This window comes from Micromonospora sp. NPDC048935, assembly GCF_043197875.1.
GTDB lineage: Bacteria > Actinomycetota > Actinomycetes > Mycobacteriales > Micromonosporaceae > Micromonospora.
On sequence record NZ_JBICTZ010000003.1, the window covers coordinates 252,951 to 269,168 of the forward strand.

At 71.5% G+C, this 16,218-nt stretch carries 14 protein-coding genes and 1 tRNA gene; 6 read left to right on the top strand and 9 right to left on the bottom strand.

Annotation, left to right across the window (positions count from 1 at the left end; genetic code table 11):
• Positions 1 to 76: 76 nt before the first annotated feature.
• The 4 genes from thrC to argS form a co-directional block, all read right to left on the bottom strand.
• Positions 77 to 1,126, bottom strand: a complete 1,050-nt coding sequence (gene thrC, locus ACGFIW_RS11790) for a threonine synthase (protein WP_393314027.1) — start codon at positions 1,124 to 1,126, stop codon at positions 77 to 79.
• Positions 1,127 to 1,265: 139 nt separating this feature from the next.
• A complete protein-coding gene (locus ACGFIW_RS11795) occupies positions 1,266 to 2,576 on the bottom strand; it encodes a homoserine dehydrogenase (protein WP_393314030.1) in 1,311 nt (436 codons plus the stop codon).
• Between the two features lie 8 nt (positions 2,577 to 2,584).
• Positions 2,585 to 3,970 (bottom strand): diaminopimelate decarboxylase, encoded by a 1,386-nt coding sequence (gene lysA / locus ACGFIW_RS11800; protein WP_393313332.1) that lies wholly within the window; start codon positions 3,968 to 3,970, stop codon positions 2,585 to 2,587.
• A gap of 1 nt (position 3,971) precedes the next feature.
• A complete protein-coding gene (gene argS / locus ACGFIW_RS11805) occupies positions 3,972 to 5,639 on the bottom strand; it encodes an arginine--tRNA ligase (protein WP_393313335.1) in 1,668 nt (555 codons plus the stop codon).
• 97 nt (positions 5,640 to 5,736) lie between these two features.
• Between argS and ACGFIW_RS11810 the strand changes: the two genes are divergently transcribed.
• The 5 genes from ACGFIW_RS11810 to ACGFIW_RS11830 all read left to right on the top strand — a co-directional run bounded on the left by ACGFIW_RS11810 (position 5,737) and on the right by ACGFIW_RS11830 (position 9,783).
• Positions 5,737 to 6,540, top strand: coding sequence for a DUF3105 domain-containing protein (locus tag ACGFIW_RS11810; RefSeq protein WP_393313338.1), 804 nt, complete (start codon positions 5,737 to 5,739; stop codon positions 6,538 to 6,540).
• A gap of 8 nt (positions 6,541 to 6,548) precedes the next feature.
• Positions 6,549 to 7,220: a DUF305 domain-containing protein gene (locus tag ACGFIW_RS11815; RefSeq protein WP_393313340.1), complete on the top strand. Its 672-nt coding sequence runs from the start codon at positions 6,549 to 6,551 to the stop codon at positions 7,218 to 7,220.
• A gap of 1,166 nt (positions 7,221 to 8,386) precedes the next feature.
• Positions 8,387 to 9,079 (top strand): winged helix-turn-helix domain-containing protein, encoded by a 693-nt coding sequence (locus tag ACGFIW_RS11820; RefSeq protein ID WP_393314033.1) that lies wholly within the window; start codon positions 8,387 to 8,389, stop codon positions 9,077 to 9,079.
• A 93-nt stretch (positions 9,080 to 9,172) separates the two neighbouring features.
• Positions 9,173 to 9,247, top strand: a tRNA-Arg gene (locus tag ACGFIW_RS11825).
• Positions 9,248 to 9,333: 86 nt separating this feature from the next.
• The gene (locus ACGFIW_RS11830; RefSeq protein ID WP_393313343.1) at positions 9,334 to 9,783 is read left to right on the top strand and encodes a hypothetical protein; all 450 of its coding nucleotides are present in this window, start codon (positions 9,334 to 9,336) and stop codon (positions 9,781 to 9,783) included.
• A gap of 10 nt (positions 9,784 to 9,793) precedes the next feature.
• Here ACGFIW_RS11830 and ACGFIW_RS11835 read toward each other — a convergent pair whose 3' ends face one another.
• From ACGFIW_RS11835 to ACGFIW_RS11855, 5 genes are all read right to left on the bottom strand, one after another.
• Positions 9,794 to 12,175 carry an ATP-binding cassette domain-containing protein gene (locus ACGFIW_RS11835; RefSeq protein ID WP_393313346.1) on the bottom strand — a complete coding sequence of 794 codons (2,382 nt, stop codon included), beginning with the start codon at positions 12,173 to 12,175 and terminating at the stop codon, positions 9,794 to 9,796.
• Positions 12,176 to 12,203: 28 nt separating this feature from the next.
• The gene (locus ACGFIW_RS11840; protein ID WP_393313349.1) at positions 12,204 to 12,614 is read right to left on the bottom strand and encodes a VOC family protein; all 411 of its coding nucleotides are present in this window, start codon (positions 12,612 to 12,614) and stop codon (positions 12,204 to 12,206) included.
• Positions 12,615 to 12,619: 5 nt separating this feature from the next.
• On the bottom strand, positions 12,620 to 13,069 hold the full coding sequence (locus tag ACGFIW_RS11845; RefSeq protein ID WP_393313351.1) for a helix-turn-helix transcriptional regulator: 450 nt from the start codon (positions 13,067 to 13,069) through the stop codon (positions 12,620 to 12,622).
• A 71-nt stretch (positions 13,070 to 13,140) separates the two neighbouring features.
• Positions 13,141 to 14,157: a DNA polymerase domain-containing protein gene (locus ACGFIW_RS11850; RefSeq protein ID WP_393313353.1), complete on the bottom strand. Its 1,017-nt coding sequence runs from the start codon at positions 14,155 to 14,157 to the stop codon at positions 13,141 to 13,143.
• Between the two features lie 44 nt (positions 14,158 to 14,201).
• Positions 14,202 to 15,665: an MFS transporter gene (locus ACGFIW_RS11855; RefSeq protein ID WP_393313355.1), complete on the bottom strand. Its 1,464-nt coding sequence runs from the start codon at positions 15,663 to 15,665 to the stop codon at positions 14,202 to 14,204.
• Between the two features lie 78 nt (positions 15,666 to 15,743).
• On the opposite strand from ACGFIW_RS11855, the gene ACGFIW_RS11860 reads away from it, so the two are divergent.
• Positions 15,744 to 16,175, top strand: a complete 432-nt coding sequence (locus tag ACGFIW_RS11860; protein ID WP_393313357.1) for a winged helix-turn-helix transcriptional regulator — start codon at positions 15,744 to 15,746, stop codon at positions 16,173 to 16,175.
• Positions 16,176 to 16,218: the final 43 nt, after the last annotated feature.

Below are 16,218 nucleotides of genomic sequence, written 5' to 3' on the forward strand. Positions count from 1 at the left end.
GGAACCCCCGCCGCCCCCGGCGCAGTCCCACCGCCGACCGCCGGCCCGTCCCGCACGGGCGGCCGACGGCGCGCGGTCAGGCCAGGTCGAGGGCGCGGGCGGCGGCCATCGGGTCGTTCGCGATGGTCAGCGGCGCAGGGGCCGTGGAGATCGCCCATTCCGGGTCCTTCAGGCCGTGGCCGGTCACCGTGCAGACCACGGTCGAGCCGGGCGGCACCGCGCCCGCCGCGGCCTGCTGGAGCAGGCCGGCCACGCTGGCCGCGCTGCCCAACTCCACGAAGACACCCACCTCGCGGGCGAGCAGCCGGTACGCGGAGAGGATCTCCCGGTCGGTCACCGCGGCGATCAGACCACCGGAGGTGTCCCGGGCGTCCAACGCCTTGGTCCAGCTCGCCGGGTTGCCGATCCGGATCGCGGTGGCGATCGTCGACGGCTCCGGCACCACCTGGCCGGTCACGATCGGGGCCGCGCCGGCGGCCTGGAAGCCGTACATCTTCGGCGCGCGGGTGGTGGCGCCGGCGGCCCGCTCCTCCGCGTAGCCCATCCAGTAGGCGGAGATGTTGCCGGCGTTGCCGACCGGCAGGCAGTGGATGTCGGGCGCGTCACCGAGCGCCTCGACGATCTCGAAGGCGGCGGTCTTCTGGCCGTGCAGCCGGTCGATGTTGACCGAATTGACCAACGCGACCGGGTGGTCCTGAGCGAGCTTCGCGGCGAGCGACAGGCAGTCGTCGAAGTTGCCACTGACCTGGAGCAGCTTCGCGCCGTGCACCAGGGCCTGGGCCAGCTTGCCCAACGCGATCTTGCCCTGCGGCACCAGCACCGCGCAGGTCAGCCCGGCCCGCGCCGCGTACGCCGCGGCGGAGGCGCTGGTGTTGCCGGTGGAGGCGCAGATGATGGCCTTGTTGCCGGCCTCGACCGCCTTGGACACCGCGAGGGTCATCCCCCGGTCCTTGAAGGAGCCGGTCGGGTTGGCGCCCTCCACCTTGAGGTGCACGTCGCAGCCGATCCGCGCGGACAGCACCGGCGCGGGCAGCAGCGGGGTGTTGCCCTCGTGCAGCGTGACGACCGGCGTGGCCGCGGTGACCGGCAGCCGATCCCGGTACGCCTCGATCAGACCCCGCCACATGTCGTTCTCCTCGCCTCTGACACTGCGCCGACCGCGCATCGGGCCACCTTGGACCAGCCTGCCGGAGTGGCCAACGGCACACCCCGGCTTACCCACCTGGCGGGACGCGCGAGCCAGCCCCACCGATGGTGTCAACGAATCAGGCGCCGCCCTCGACCCGCAAGACACTGGTCACGGACCGGACAATGTCCAGGCCGCGCAGCTCGCCAACCGTCGCGGCGAGCGCGGCATCCGGTGCGACGTGGGTGACGATGACCAGCTCGGCGTCGCCGTCACGACCGGGCGACCCACTCGCCGAACCCTGCCGCACCGTCGCGATCGACACGTCGTGCCGGGCGAACACGTTCGCCACGGAGGCCAGCACACCGGGACGGTCGGCCACGTCGAGGCTCACGTGGTAGCGGGTCAACGCCTCGCCCATCGGCCGGACCGCCAGGTCGGCGTACGCGCTCTCGCTTGCCGCGCGCACCCCGGCGAGCCGGTTGCGGGACACCGCGACCACGTCACCGAGCACCGCGCTGGCGGTCGGCGCACCCCCGGCGCCCCGACCGTAGAACATCAGCTGCCCGGCCGCGTCCGCCTCCACGAAGACCGCGTTGAAGGCGTCGCCGACGCTCGCCAGCGGGTGGCTGCGCGGGATCATCGCCGGGTGCACCCGGACGCTGACGGTCTCCCGGCCGGTGCGGTCGACGCCCCGGGCCGCGATGCAGAGCAGCTTGATCGTGCAGCCCATCGCCTGGGCGCTGGCCATGTCCGCGGCGGTCACCTCGGTGATGCCCTCGCGGTGCACGTCGGCGGCGCCGACCCGGGTGTGGAACGCCAGCGAGGCGAGGATCGCCGCCTTCGCCGCCGCGTCGAAGCCCTCCACGTCGGCGGTCGGGTCGGCCTCCGCGTACCCCAGGGAGGTTGCCTCCTCCAGGGCCTCGGCGAACCCGGCGCCTGTCGCGTCCATCGCGGAGAGGATGAAGTTGGTGGTGCCATTGACGATGCCGGTGACCCGGTTGATCCGGTCACCGTGCAGCGACTCGCGCAGCGGGCGCAGCAGCGGGATCGCGCCGGCCACGGACGCCTCGTAGTAGAGGTCGCCACCGCCCTCGGCCGCCGCCTCGTGCAGGGCCACACCATCCTCGGCGAGCAGCGCCTTGTTGGCGGTGACCACGCTCTTGCCGGCCCGCAGCGCCTCGACCAGCCAGCCTCGGGCCGGCTCGATGCCGCCCACCACCTCGATCACCACGTCGACGTCGTCGCGCTTGATCAGGCCGAGCGCGTCGGTGGTGAACAGGGCCTCGTCGACCGGAAGATCACCCCGATCGCGGCCGAGCCGCCGGACGGCGATGCCGGCGATCTCCAGTGGAGCGCCGATGCGGGCGGCCAGGTCGGCCGACTGCTCGTGCAGCAGCCGGACCACCTCCTGGCCGACCGTGCCGCAGCCGAGCAGCGCCAAGCGCACAGGTGACGTCATCCCACATCCAATGCCAGCAGATCGTCTTCGGTCTCCCGCCGGACGATCAGACGCGCCTGGCCGTCGCGCACCGCGACAACCGGCGGCCGGGGCACATGGTTGTAGTTGCTGGCCATGCTCCGGCAGTACGCACCGGTGCCGGGCACCGCGACAAGATCTCCGGGCTGCACGTCGGCGGGCAGGAATTCATCCTTCACCACGATGTCCCCCGACTCACAGTGCTTTCCCACCACGCGGGCGAGCAACGGCTGCGCGGTCGACGCGCGGGAGGCCAGCGTCGCCGAGTAGGACGCGTCGTAGAGCGCGGTACGGATGTTGTCGCTCATCCCGCCGTCGACGCTGACGAACGTGCGGATGCCTTCGAGCTCCTTGACCGTGCCCACCTCGTAGAGGGTGAACACGGCCGGCCCGACGATGGCCCGCCCCGGCTCGATCGACAGGTGCGGCACGGCCAGGTTCTCCGCCGCGCACTCCGAATCGACGATCTTGCGCAGTCGCTTGGCCAGATCCTGCGGAGTGGCCGGGTCGTCCTGGGTGGTGTACGCGATGCCGAAGCCGCCGCCCAGGTCCAGCTCGGGAAGCTCCACCCCGCGCGCGTCGCGGATCTGGGCCTGGAGGGCGAGCACCCGGCGGGCCGAGACCTCGAAACCACTGGCGTCGAAGATCTGCGAGCCGATGTGCGAGTGCAGACCGCGCAACTCCAGCACACCCTCGTCGAGGATCTTGAAAGCGGCGTTCGCGGCGGCACCACCCGCGAGGGAGAAACCGAACTTCTGGTCCTCGTGGGCGGTGGCGATGAACTCGTGGGTGTGCGCCTCGACGCCGACCGTGACCCGGACCAGCACCCGGGGCCGGACCCCGCGCTCGCGGGCCAACGCGGTGAGCCTGTCGATCTCGGTGAACGAGTCGACGATGATCCGCCCCACCCCGGCGTCCAGCGCCCGGGACAGCTCGGCGACCGACTTGTTGTTGCCGTGGAAGCCGATCCGCTCCGGCGGCATCCCGGCCGACAGCGCGGTGGCCAGCTCACCCCCGGTACAGACGTCCAGGTGCAGCCCCTCCTCGGCGATCATCCGGACCACCGCCCGGCACAGGAACGCCTTACCCGCGTAGAAGACGTCCTCGGTCGGGAAGGCCGCCCGGAACTCACGGCAGCGTGACCGCAGGTCGGCCTCGTCGAGGACGTACACCGGAGTGCCGAACTCGGCCGCGATGTCGCGGACGCTCAGGCCCGCGACGGCGACCGCGCCGTCCGCGCCGCGCGTCACCGACCGCGGCCACAGCGCCGGCAGCAGGGCATTGACATCCTCCGGGGTACGCAGCCAGGCCGGCCCCCGGTTGTTGATGTCCGCGTGCAGCGCACCCGCCTCATGAGCCCTCATGTCACATCCTCTCCGGTGCGGAGACGCCCAGCAGGCGCAGCCCGTTGGCGACGACCGTGCGGGTGGCGTTGTTGAGCCAGAGCCGGGCGCGGTGCAGGTCGGTGATCTCCTCGTCGCCGCGCGGCAGGACCCGGCAGTCGTCGTAGAACCGGTGGTAGGCCGGTGCGACGTCCTCCTCCAGGTAGCGGGCCACCCGGTGCGGCTCGCGCAGTTCGGCGGCGGTGGCGACCACCGCTGGGAACTGGGCGAGCGCCTTGAGCAGCTCGTTCTCCTTCTCGTGCGCGAGCAGCTCGGGGCGGAACGTGTCGGCGTCACCCGCGAGCAGCCCCACCTCGGCGGCATTGCGGGCCACACCCGCCGTCCGGGCGGCCACGTACTGCACCTTGTAGACCGGGTTGTCGTTCTTGGCCCTGGTCCACAGCTCGATGTCGATGTCGATCGGGGAGTCGCTGGAGTAGCGGGCCAACGCGTACCGGGAGGCGTCCACCCCGATCGCCTCGACCAAGTCCTCCAGGGTGATCACCGTGCCGGCCCGCTTGCTCATCCGCATCGGGGCGCCGTCGCGCAGCAGGTTGACCAGCTGCCCGATGAGGATCTCCAGGTTGCGCTCCGGGTCGTCGCCGAAGCAGGCGGCCATCGCCTTCATCCGGCCGATGTAGCCGTGGTGGTCGGCACCCAGCATGATCACGACCCGCTCGAAGCCGCGCTCGCGCTTGTCCAGGTAGTAGGCGCAGTCCGCGGCGAAGTACGTCCACTCGCCGTTGGACTTGCGCAGCACCCGGTCCTTGTCGTCGCCGAAGTCGGTGGTACGCAGCCAGGTGGCGCCCTCGGACTCGTAGAGGTGCCCCTGCGCGCGCAGCCGGTTCAACGCCAGGTCCAACTCGCCCCGGTCGTGCAGGTCCTTCTCGTTGAAGTAGGTGTCGAACTCCACCCCGAAGTCGCGGAGCGAGGAGCGGATCTCGTCGAACATCAGCGCGACGCCCTCGACCCGGAAGACCTCCTGGGCAGCGGCGTCGTCGAGGGTCCGCACCTCCGGCCGGCGGGCCTGCACCTCGGTGGCGATCTCGGCGATGTACGCCCCGCCGTAGCCGTCCTCCGGCACCGCCTCACCCCTGGCCGCGGCGAGCAGCGAACGGGCGAACCTGTCGATCTGCGAACCGGCGTCGTTGAAGTAGTACTCCGTGCCGACGTCGGCACCGGTGGCCCGCAGCAGCCGGCTCAACGCGTCGCCGACGGCCGCCCAGCGGACCCCGCCGATGTGCACCGGCCCGGTCGGGTTGGCCGAGACGAACTCCAGGTTGATCCTCTCGCCGGCGAGCCGGTCGCTGCGGCCGTACTCCGCACCGGCCTCGACGATCACCCGGGCGAGCTGACCGGCGGCGGCCGCGTCGAGCCGGATGTTCAGAAAGCCCGGGCCGGCGATGTCGACCGACTTGACGCCCACCGACCGGCCCAACTCGTCGGCCAGCGCGGCCGCCAACTCCCGGGGCGGAACACCCACCTTCTTGCTCAACTGCAAAGCGAGGGTCGAGGCGTAGTCGCCGTGCTCGGGATTGCGCGGTCGCTCCACCACCGTGTGCTCCGGCAGGGCCGCGTGGTCCAGGCCACGCTCGGCGAAGACGGCGTGGGCGGCGGCAAGGACGACCGAGGCGAGTTCTGCAGGAGTCACCCAGCCATGTTATCGGGGGTAGACTCGGGCACTCGGCGGCTACCCTGCGCGTCATCCGGCCCGCCATTCCCCTGACCGACCGACTTGACGAGGCACGATGAGCATCAGCACCCCCGGTGGCCCTGAGCGCCGCCCGACCGTGGTCAGCACCGGGAAGAAGCCGGCCGCGGGCCGGCCGGCGCCCGGCGCCAAGGCCGGTTCCGGCAAGCCGGCGGGCTCCCCGCGGGCAGGCGGCAAGGGCCCGCGCAAACCGGTCACCCCGGTCAAGGTGAGCCAGGGCCGCGCCTGGGGCCCCATCGCGCTCTTCGTCGCGGTGGGCGTGCTCGCGGCCGGCATCATCGGCTACGGCGCCTACGCGGCGTTCCAGGGCTCCAAGCCGTGGGACAAGCGGGCCAACGCCATCGACGGCATCGTCAACATCCGCAAGACCGACGGGGAGAGCCTGAAGTACGAGTCGCACAAGTCGGGCCCGCTGACCTGGAAATACTCGCCGCCGGTGGGTGGCGTGCACAACGCCGCCTGGCAGAACTGCATGGGCGACGTCTACGACGCCCCGATCGCCAACGAGCACGCGGTGCACAGCCTGGAGCACGGCGCGGTGTGGATCACCTACCGCCCCGACCTGCCCAAGGACCAGGTCGACAAGCTCGCCGGCAAGGTGCGCGGCGTCGAGAAGATGCTGATGAGCCCGTACGAGGGCCTGGACAAGCCGATCTCGCTGCAGGCCTGGGGCTACCAGCTCAAGCTCGACAACGCCGACGACTCGCGGATCGACGAGTTCATCAAGGACCTGCGGGTGAACGCCTCCGCCGAGGGCCCGACGGCGCTGTGCAACACCGGCATCACCGCCACCGGCACCACGCCGCGTGAACTTCAGCAGCAGCAGCCACCCCAGCAGTAAGGACGCCGATGACGGCCCCCGCCACCACCGACAACGAGTACGACGACACCCCGGCCGTCCCGGACGAGGACGGCCGGGCCCCGGCGTCGCGCTACGGCGTGCTGGCGCTCGCCATCATGGTGGTGGTGGGGCTCCTCCTCGGGTACGCCGGCGGTCTGCTCACCCCGCGACTCACCCGGCCGGGTGACGCGTCGGTCGAGGCGGGCTTCGCCCGGGACATGACGACCCACCACGCGCAGGCGGTGGAGATGAGCCTGATCGCGTACCGGTCGGCGACCCTTCCCGAGGTGCGGCAGATCGCTGTCGACATCGCCACCGGCCAGCAGGGCGAGATCGGCGCCATGCAGACCTGGCTGCGTGAATGGGGTCTGAGCCCGACCGGGTCGCGGCCGCCGATGTCGTGGATGTCCGACGGTGCCCGCCTCAAGGACGGTCTGATGCCGGGGATGGCCACGCCGCAGCAGATGACCGCCCTGCGCGACGCGCGGGGCATCGAGGTCGACAGGCAGTTCCTGACCCTGATGTACGACCACCACCTCGGCGGCATCCACATGATCGACGCGGCGCTCGACGAGACCGACAACGCCGAGGTGGTGCGGGTGGCAAAGACCATGAAGGCCACCCAGCAGACCGAGTTGAACAACCTCCGGCAACTCCAGGCACAGGCGGCCAAGGGCTAGCCCCGACCAAGACGGCCGCACCCGGGCCCGCGCCACCGCCGCTCATCGGCGCTGGCGCGGGCCCGGCCCCTGTCACCCCCGCCCCGATCCCCGACCCCCGACCTCTCGCTCCCATTACCCGGCCATCTGCCACCCCGCGCACCCCGGACCATCCCGAGCGACCCAAGCGACCCGAGCACCCAAGCGACCGGGGCGACCGGGGCGACCGGGGCGACCGGGGCGACCGGGGCGACCGGGGCGACCGGGGCGACCGGGGCGACCGGGGCGGCCGGGGCGGCCGGGGCATGATCGACTCCGCTTCAAGGAAACCGGGCCATCGACACGACCCGGACGCCCCGACTTTCAGGAAGCCGAGTTGATCAGCGCGGCATCTGCCGGCTTGCGCCCCGCCACCCCGCCAGCCGCCGGCTGCCAACCGGCCGATGATCGACTCCGCTTCAAAGAAACCGGGCCATCGACACGACCCGGACACCCCGACCTTCAGAGACCCGAGTCGATCAGCACGCACCTACGCCAATGCCCGCCGGCCTCCGACACCCGACACCCGACCCTGCCGCCGGCCCCCGACCCGGCCACCCCGCAACGGCGACGCCGCCACCGCGCCACCGCGCCCCGGCCACCCGGCCACCCGGCCACCCGGCCACCCGGCCACCCGGCCCGATGATCGACCCCGCTTCAAGGAAGCCGGGCCATCCGCGCGACCAAGACACCCCGACTTCCAGAAAGCCGAGTCGATCAACGCGGCATCTGCCGGCTTGCGCCCCGCCGGCCCACCAGCCCGCCGGCCCACCGGCCCACCACCCCGCTGGCCCACCACCCCGCCACCCCGCCGGCCCACCACCCCGCCGGCCCACCAGCCCGCCGGCCCACCAGCCCGCCAACTGCCAACTGCCGACTGCCGACTGCCGGCTGCCGGCTGCCGGCTGCCGGCTGCCGGCCTGCCCGATGATCGACTCCGCTTCAAGGAAACCGGGCCATCCGCGCGACCGGGACACCCCGACTTTCAGGAAGCCGAGTTGATCAGCGCGGGCGTCGGTGGGGTTGTGACATGAATGGCCGGTGTTGTCGCTTATGAGTGGTTTGCGCGGCACGGGCGATTACGTTGCTTAGAGAGTTTTCTCCGCACATATCGTGACCAGTTGCGATTCGTGCTCGTTGCCCAAGACGTGGGGGTTGCACTCAGAGACGCACGGCGTTCGGTCACCAGCTGGTGCCGACGCCACACGATCGGCGGTGACGGGGCGGTGGCAGCCGTCCGTCGCGGACAGCGGCAGGGCGAGCCGGGAATGCTCAGCCGCGAACAGGAACTCGACCTGATCGACACACTGCGGGGCGTCCACCCCGACGAGTTCGGCCTGGACGAAGAGCTGTGGACAAGGCAGAGCCTCACCACGCTCATCAGCCGCCGATTCGATCTGCCGTTGGACGCTGGAGCGGTCGGGGCGTACCTGCGAGCCTGGGGGTTGGGTCCGCGCGAGCCGCGCGAGCGCGCCTGCGGGCTCTGCGTCAGCGCGGTCGAGCGCTGGGTGCGCAGCGAGTACCCGGCGATCACCCGGGCCGCCCAGGAGCACCTCGCGGAGGTCTACTGGATCGGTCGGGTGCGGCTGCGCGGCACCATGCCGGCGGCCGACGTGATCTCCGCGGTGTCGTCCCGTGGCCGGGTGCGCTTCATGATCACCACACCGACTGTCGACCCGCCGCTCCCCCGCGACTTCGTGCTGCGGCTCAGCGGTGAGGAGCAGCGCACCGTGCATCTGATCGTGGACGGCTCCTGGCCGCGCAACGAGTGGCCACGCCGGCTGCCACGGCGAATCGTCCTGCACCCGCTGCCCAGTTGTGGGCGGGCGGTCGCGGCCTGAGCGCGGAGGTGAGCCACTCGCCGACACGATCGGCTCACCCGATACCGATTCGGCGTACGGGGAGTGGGTTTGCTAGTCTTCTCCAGTCGCTGAGCCCCCGTAGCTCAGGGGATAGAGCACCGCCCTCCGGAGGCGGGGGCGCAGGTTCGAATCCTGCCGGGGGCACCAGAAAAGAATCGCCGGGCGCAGGAGCGTGATCGCTCCCCGCGCCCGGTTTTTTGCGTCCGCGATCACACAAGATCAAGAATGCGGTCGTGCTGTTTGTCGCTCTGCTCCTCGCCGCGCTGATCGGGGCCGCCACCGCGACGGTCCTCGCCGTCCGTGGGCTCCGCGCGGTGTTCCGGAAGAACGAACGACTGCGGGCGGCGGCGCTCCTCGCCGGTGCGGCCACGGTCGGCGTGTACGCGTGGGGCCTGCTCCACCTCGGGCACGCGGTGCTGGGGGCGGAGGACGGTGGGGCCGGCTCGTTCCCCATCGCCCCCTGTCGCGAGGCCGGGCCGCAGTGGTCAAGCCAGGTCGACGGGTACGACGTCAGCTACCTGCCGCTGCGCTTCGAGTGCCACCTGAGCGGTGGCGGTGCCTACGTCACCTCGGCGGTGCCCGGGTACGTAACCCCGACCACGATCATCCTCGGGCTGATTGCCGCCACCTGCGGAGCCCTCGCGACCAGGACGGCGGAGAGAACCCGACCGTCAGTCCCGTGAACCGAAAACCTCAGCCGCCGACGTACGCAGCCAGGTGCTCGCCGGTGAGGGTGGAACGGGCGGCGACGAGGTCGGCGGGTGTGCCCTCGAAGACGACCCGACCACCGTCGTGGCCGGCACCGGGGCCGAGGTCGATGAGCCAGTCGGCGTGCGCCATGATCGCCTGGTGGTGCTCGATGACGATCACCGACTTGCCGGCGTCGACGAGGCGGTCCAGCAGGCCGAGCAGTTGCTCGACGTCGGCCAGGTGCAGGCCGGTGGTCGGCTCGTCGAGGACGTAGACGCCGCCCTTCTCGGCCATGTGGGTGGCCAGCTTGAGTCGCTGCCGTTCGCCGCCGGAGAGGGTCGTGAGCGGTTGGCCCAGGCTGAGGTAGCCGAGCCCGACGTCGGCGAGCCGGTCGAGGATGGCGTGCGCGGCCGGCGTACGGGCCTCGCCGGCACCGAAGAACTTCTCGGCCTCGGTCACCGACATCGCGAGCACCTCGCTGATGTCGCGACCGCCGAAGCGGTATTCCAGCACCGACGCCTGGAACCGCTTGCCCTCGCAGTCCTCACATGGTGCCGCGACGCCGGCCATCATCCCCAGGTCGGTGTAGATGACGCCGGCGCCGTTGCAGCTCGGGCACGCGCCCTCGGAGTTGGCGCTGAACAGCGCCGGCTTCACACCGTTGGCCTTGGCGAACGCCTTGCGGATCGGGTCGAGCAGGCCGGTGTACGTGGCCGGGTTGCTCCGCCGTGAGCCACGGATCGCGCCCTGGTCGATCGACACCACACCCGCACCGGCGGGAAGCGACGAGTGCACGAGCGAACTCTTGCCGGAGCCGGCGACACCCGTCACGACGACGAGCACGCCGAGCGGGACGTCGACGTCGACGTCCCGGAGGTTGTTGGCCGTCGCGCCACGGATCTCCAGCTTGCCGGTGGGCGTACGCACCGTCTGCTTGAGGGCCGCCCGGTCGTCGAGGTGGCGACCGGTGCTGGTGCCGCTGGCGCGCAGGCCCTCCAGGGTGCCCGTGTAGCAGATGGTCCCGCCGTCCCTGCCGGCCCCGGGCCCGAGATCGACGACGTGGTCGGCGATGGCGATGGCCTCCGGCTTGTGCTCCACGACAAGCACGGTGTTGCCCTTGTCGCGCAGTTGGAGCAGCAGCTCGTTCATCCGTTGGATGTCGTGCGGGTGCAGCCCGATCGTGGGCTCGTCGAAGACGTAGGTGACGTCGGTGAGCGACGAGCCGAGGTGGCGGATCATCTTGGTGCGCTGGGCCTCGCCGCCCGACAGGGTGCCCGACGGCCGGTCGAGCGAGAGGTAGCCCAGCCCGATCTTCTCGAACGAGTCGAGGAGGTGTTGCAGCCCCGCCAGCAACGGGGTCACCGACGGCTCCTTGATCCCCCGGACCCAGGCGGCGAGATCACTGATCTGCATGGCGCAGGCGTCGGCGATGTTCTTACCCTGGATCTTCGACGACCGGGCCTCCTGGCTGAGCCGGGTGCCGTCGCAGTCGGGGCAGGCCGTGAAGGTCACGGCCCGTTCCACGAAGGCGCGGATGTGCGGCTGCAACGCGTCGATGTCCTTGGCGAGGAAGGACTTCTGGATGGACGGGATCAGGCCCGCGTACGTCAGGTTGATCCCATCGATTTTGATCTTGGTGGGCTCCCGGTGGAGCAGGTCGTGCTGCTCCCGCTTGGTGAACGTGCCGATCGGCTTGTCCGGGTCGAAGTAGCCGCAGCCACGGAAGATCCGGCCGTACCAGCCCTCCATGCTGTAGCCCGGGATCGTGATCGCGCCCTCGTTGAGCGAGAGACTGTCGTCGTACAGGGCCGACAGGTCGATGTCGTTGATCGAACCCATGCCCTCGCAGCGCGGGCACATCCCGCCGAGCCGGGTGAAGGTCGCCTTCTCGGTCTTCGTCCTGCCCGCGCCACGATCAACGGTGATGGCACCGGTGGCCTTCACCGAGGGGACGTTGAAGGAGTACGCGTTGGGCGGGCCGATCTGCGGCTGACCGAGCCGACTGAACAGGATGCGCAGCATCGCGTTGGCGTCGGTGGCGGTGCCGACCGTGGACCGGGAGTTGGCGCCCATCCGCTCCTGGTCCACGATGATCGCCGTGGTCAGGCCGGCCAGCAGGTCGACCTCGGGCCGGGCCAGCGTCGGCATGAAGCCCTGCACGAACGAGCTGTAGGTCTCGTTGATCATCCGCTGCGACTCGGCGGCGATGGTGCCGAACACCAACGAACTCTTACCGGAGCCGGAGACACCCGTGAACACCGTCAGCCGACGCTTGGGGATCTCGACGCTGATGTCCCTCAGGTTGTTGACGCGTGCGCCCTGCACCCGGATCAGGTCGTGACTGTCGGCAACGTGTGGCGCGGACGGCTGAGGGGCCGTGCTCATCGTGTCTCCATCTGTCGGGCGCGGACGGTCAGCGCACTTCCTGGATGCGGATCAGATTGCCCGCCGGGTCGCGAAAGGCGCAGTCCCGTACGCCGTACGGCTGCTCGGTCGGCTCCTGGACGACCTCGGCGTCGGTGGCCTCCAGGGTGGCGAAGGTGGCGTCGAGGTCGGAGGTGGCCAGGTTGACGCCGAAGTAGCTGCCCTTGGCCACCAGTTCGAGGATGGTCTGGCGCTCGTCGTCGGTGATGCCGGGGGTGGCGGCCGGCGGGTGCAGGACGATCGACGTCCCGGGCTGGCCCGCGGGCCCGACCGTGATCCAGCGCATCCCCCCGAACCCGACGTCGTTGCGAACCTCGAAACCGAGGACGTCGCGGTAGAAGGTCAGGGAGGCGTCCGGGTCGATGTGCGGGAGGAAGCTCGAATGAATGGTGATGTCCATGGCCGTCACGCTAGTTGTGGCTCCGCGACCTGCGCTTCTCGATTCCTGATCGGTCTGGTCACCTGTTTCGCCACGCAGGACGGCAGCCCCGCCGTCGCCTGCCCCACCTGCCGCCGGTAGACGCTCGGCGGCACACCGACCAACTCGGTGAAGCGGGTGCTGAAGGTGCCCAACGACGAGCAGCCGACCGCGAAACAGACCTCGGTGACACTCAGGTCGCCACGACGCAGAAGCGCCATCGCGCGCTCGATCCGCCGCGTCATCAGGTAGCTGTACGGAGATTCGCCGAAGGCGAGCCGGAACTCGCGGCTCAGGTGCCCGGCCGACATGTGCGCGCCCCGGGCGAGCGCCTCGACGTCCAGCGGAGACGCGTACTCCCGGTCGATCCGGTCGCGGACCCGGCGCAGCCGCGCGAGGTCGGCGAGTCGCTGGGTCGCATCGGGTTTGCTGCTCACCTGGGAAATCGTGCCACAACCCACCGACAATCGGCCGCTCGCCGGGCGCGGGCGGAGGCCGACGAGGCTGGTCAGCCGGCCTCGCGGCGGGCGCGGGCCCGGCGCTTTCCCTCGTGCATGGCCTGCACCCGGGCCACCGGGATGGTCCGGCCCTCGGCGACCAGGTCGGCCGGGAGCGACTGCGGGGCCGGCAGCAGCGCGGCCCACGGATCGTCGTCACCGAGCAGCGCCGGCACGGTCCGGATGGTGAAGTCGGCCGGGGTCACCTCGGTCAGGTCGGCCCAGTCGACCGGGAAGGACACCGGCATGCCGGGGCGCAGCCGCGGGCTGTACGTGGCCACCACCGTCGCCCCGCCCGCGCGGGTGGCGTCCACGAAGACCCGGCCGCCCCGGTCCTCCTTGATGTACGCGGTGGTGGCCAACGCCGGATCGAGCCGCTCGGCGCGGACGGCCAGCGCCCGGGTGGCGGCGGCCAACTCCTCCGCCGTGGGTTCGTCGGCCACCGGGACGAACACGTGCACGCCCTTGGCCCCGCTGGTCTTGACCGCACCGGCCAGGCCGGCGTCGGCGAGTGCCTGGCGGACCAGCAGGGCCGCGGCGACCGCTGCCCGGAAGCCGTCGCCCTCCGGCGGGTCCAGGTCGAGCACCAGGTGCGTCGGGCGCTGCGGATCCGCCGCGGTGGCCAGTGTCGGGTGGTATTCCACCGCGCGCTGGTTGGCGAACCAGAGCAGGGTGCGCCGGTCGTCGCAGAGGGCGTACGAGATTTCCCGGTGCGACGCCTCCGCCCAGACCGGCACCCGGCGGACCCAGTCCGGGGTGTAGCGGGGCAGGTTCTTCTGCATGAAGGGCGGCTGGCCGGGACGGACCCGGATCACCGACAGCGGGCGGCCCCGCACCTGCGGGAGGATCCGCCCACTGACCGCGTCGAGGTAGTCGACCAGGTCGCGCTTGGTCGCGTCGTCACGGTCGGACAGCGGCTGGTCCAGGTTGGTCAGGGCCACGCCGTCCCGGGTCTCGTCAGCCTCGCTCACCCGACCACCTTCGCGGCCCCACCGCCGTCGGTCAACCTGCCCTGCCGATCGGCCCACCGCCGTCGGTCAACCCGCCCTGCCGATCGGCCCACCGCCGTCGGTCAACCCGCCCTGCCGATCGGCGCGGTGCCGGCGGTCAACCCGCCCTGCCGATCGGTCCGGGCGGGTCGGGCGCCGGGCAGCGTGGTCAGTGCCACCAGCAAGGCGGCGACCACCAGGGCGGCGGCCGCGACGAACGCCATCCGGTAGCCACCGGCCAGCGCGGCCGTCTCGCCCCAGCCGTCGGCCAGCAGGCTGTCGCTGCGGGCGGCGGCCAGGGTGGCAAGCGCGGCCAGACCGACCGCCCCACCGACCTGCTGGGTGGTGTTGGCCAGGCCGGAGGCGAGCCCGGCGTCCGTGTCGGTCGCGCCGGCCATGGCCAGGGTGGTGACCGCCGGCAGGGTCAGACCGCCGGCCATCCCGAAGACCAACATCGCCGGGAGTACGTCGGCGAGGTAGGCGCCGTCGGTGGGCAGCCGGGCGATCAGCAGGAAGCCGACGGCTGCCAGGCCCAGCCCGACCAGCAGCACGGTCCGGGCACCCCAGCGGGCGATCAGCCGGCCGGCCAGGCCGAGTGACACCACCGCGATCACCACCGGGGTGGGCAGGAAGGCCCAGCCGGTCGTGGCCGCGTCCAGCCCGAGCACCAGTTGCAGCTCCACGGCGAGCAGGAACTGGAAACCGAAGTACGCGGACACCATGAGGAACTGCACGGCGTTCGCCGCCACCAGACCCGGGACGCGCAGCACCCGACCCGGCAGCAGCGGGGTCGCCGCCACCCGTTGGCGGAGCACGAACCCGCCGAGCAGCAGCACCGCGAGGGCCACCGCGCCGACGGTGCGTGGGCTGGTCCAGCCGTGTTCGCCGGCCCCCACGATGCCCAGCACGGCGGCCATCAGACCGGCGGTGCCGAGCAGTGCGCCGGGCAGGTCCAGGCCGGCCCGCAGGCCGATGCCCCGTTCGGCGGGGAGCCGGCGGACGGCCGTGAGCAGGATTGCCGCACCGATCGGCAGGTTGACCAGGAAGATCGCCCGCCACCCTGCCGCGTCGGTGAGCACCCCACCGGCGACGGTGCCGACCGATGCGCCGGCCGCTCCGGTGAAGCTGAAGACGGCGATCGCGCGGGCGCGCTCGGCCGGCTCGGGATAGAGCCGGACGATCATGCCGAGGCTGACCGCCATGGCCAGCGCCCCACCGATGCCCTGGCCGAACCGGGCGGCCACCAGCAGGGCCGGCCCGCTGGCCACCACGCAGGCCAGCGAGGCGAGGGTGAACAGCGCGACGCCGGCCAGGAACACCCCCCGCCGGCCGAGCAGGTCGCCGAGTCGACCGGCGAGCAGCAGCAGCCCACCGAACGCGACCAGGTAGGCGTTGACCACCCACGCCAGGCCGGCTGCGGTGAAGCCCAGGTCGCGCTGTACGGCGGGCAGCGCCACGGCCACGACTGTGCCATCCAGGATGATCATCAGGCTGCCGGCACAGAGTACGAGCAGCGCCGGCCAGCGGGACGCGACGACGCGGTCCATGAAACCCCTCCTTGGTGCACGATTTGTTACCGAGGTCATCGTCTGTGACCATGAACCGGAGCGGAAGGAGGCACTGTGATGTCCCAGAGGAACAGCGATGTGACCGCGCTGGTCGAGGCCGAGCTGACCTGCGCGGGCGAGAACGTGCCGTTCACCCCGGGCCAGGCTCGGGCGTGCACCGTCCGCGAGGTGCTCGACCGGGTCGGCGGCAAGTGGAGCATCGGCGTCCTGGTGGCCGCCTCACACGGGCCGGTGCGTTTCACCGAGCTGGAGCGGCACATCGAGGGGATCAGCCGCCGGATGCTCACCCTGACGCTGCGCAACCTGGAACGGGACGGCCTGCTGCACCGCCGGGTCTACCCGACCGTTCCGCCCAGGGTCGAATACACCGCCACCCCCATGGCCCTGGAGCTGTACGAGTCACTCGTCGCGCTGACGGCCTGGGCCGAGCGGCACCGTCGGGCCATCGCCGAGGCGCGGACCAGGTACGACGCCGAGCACGCCGGGTAAACCAACGCCGGATGTGGGGAACGCCACCGCGGAGGTCTGACCG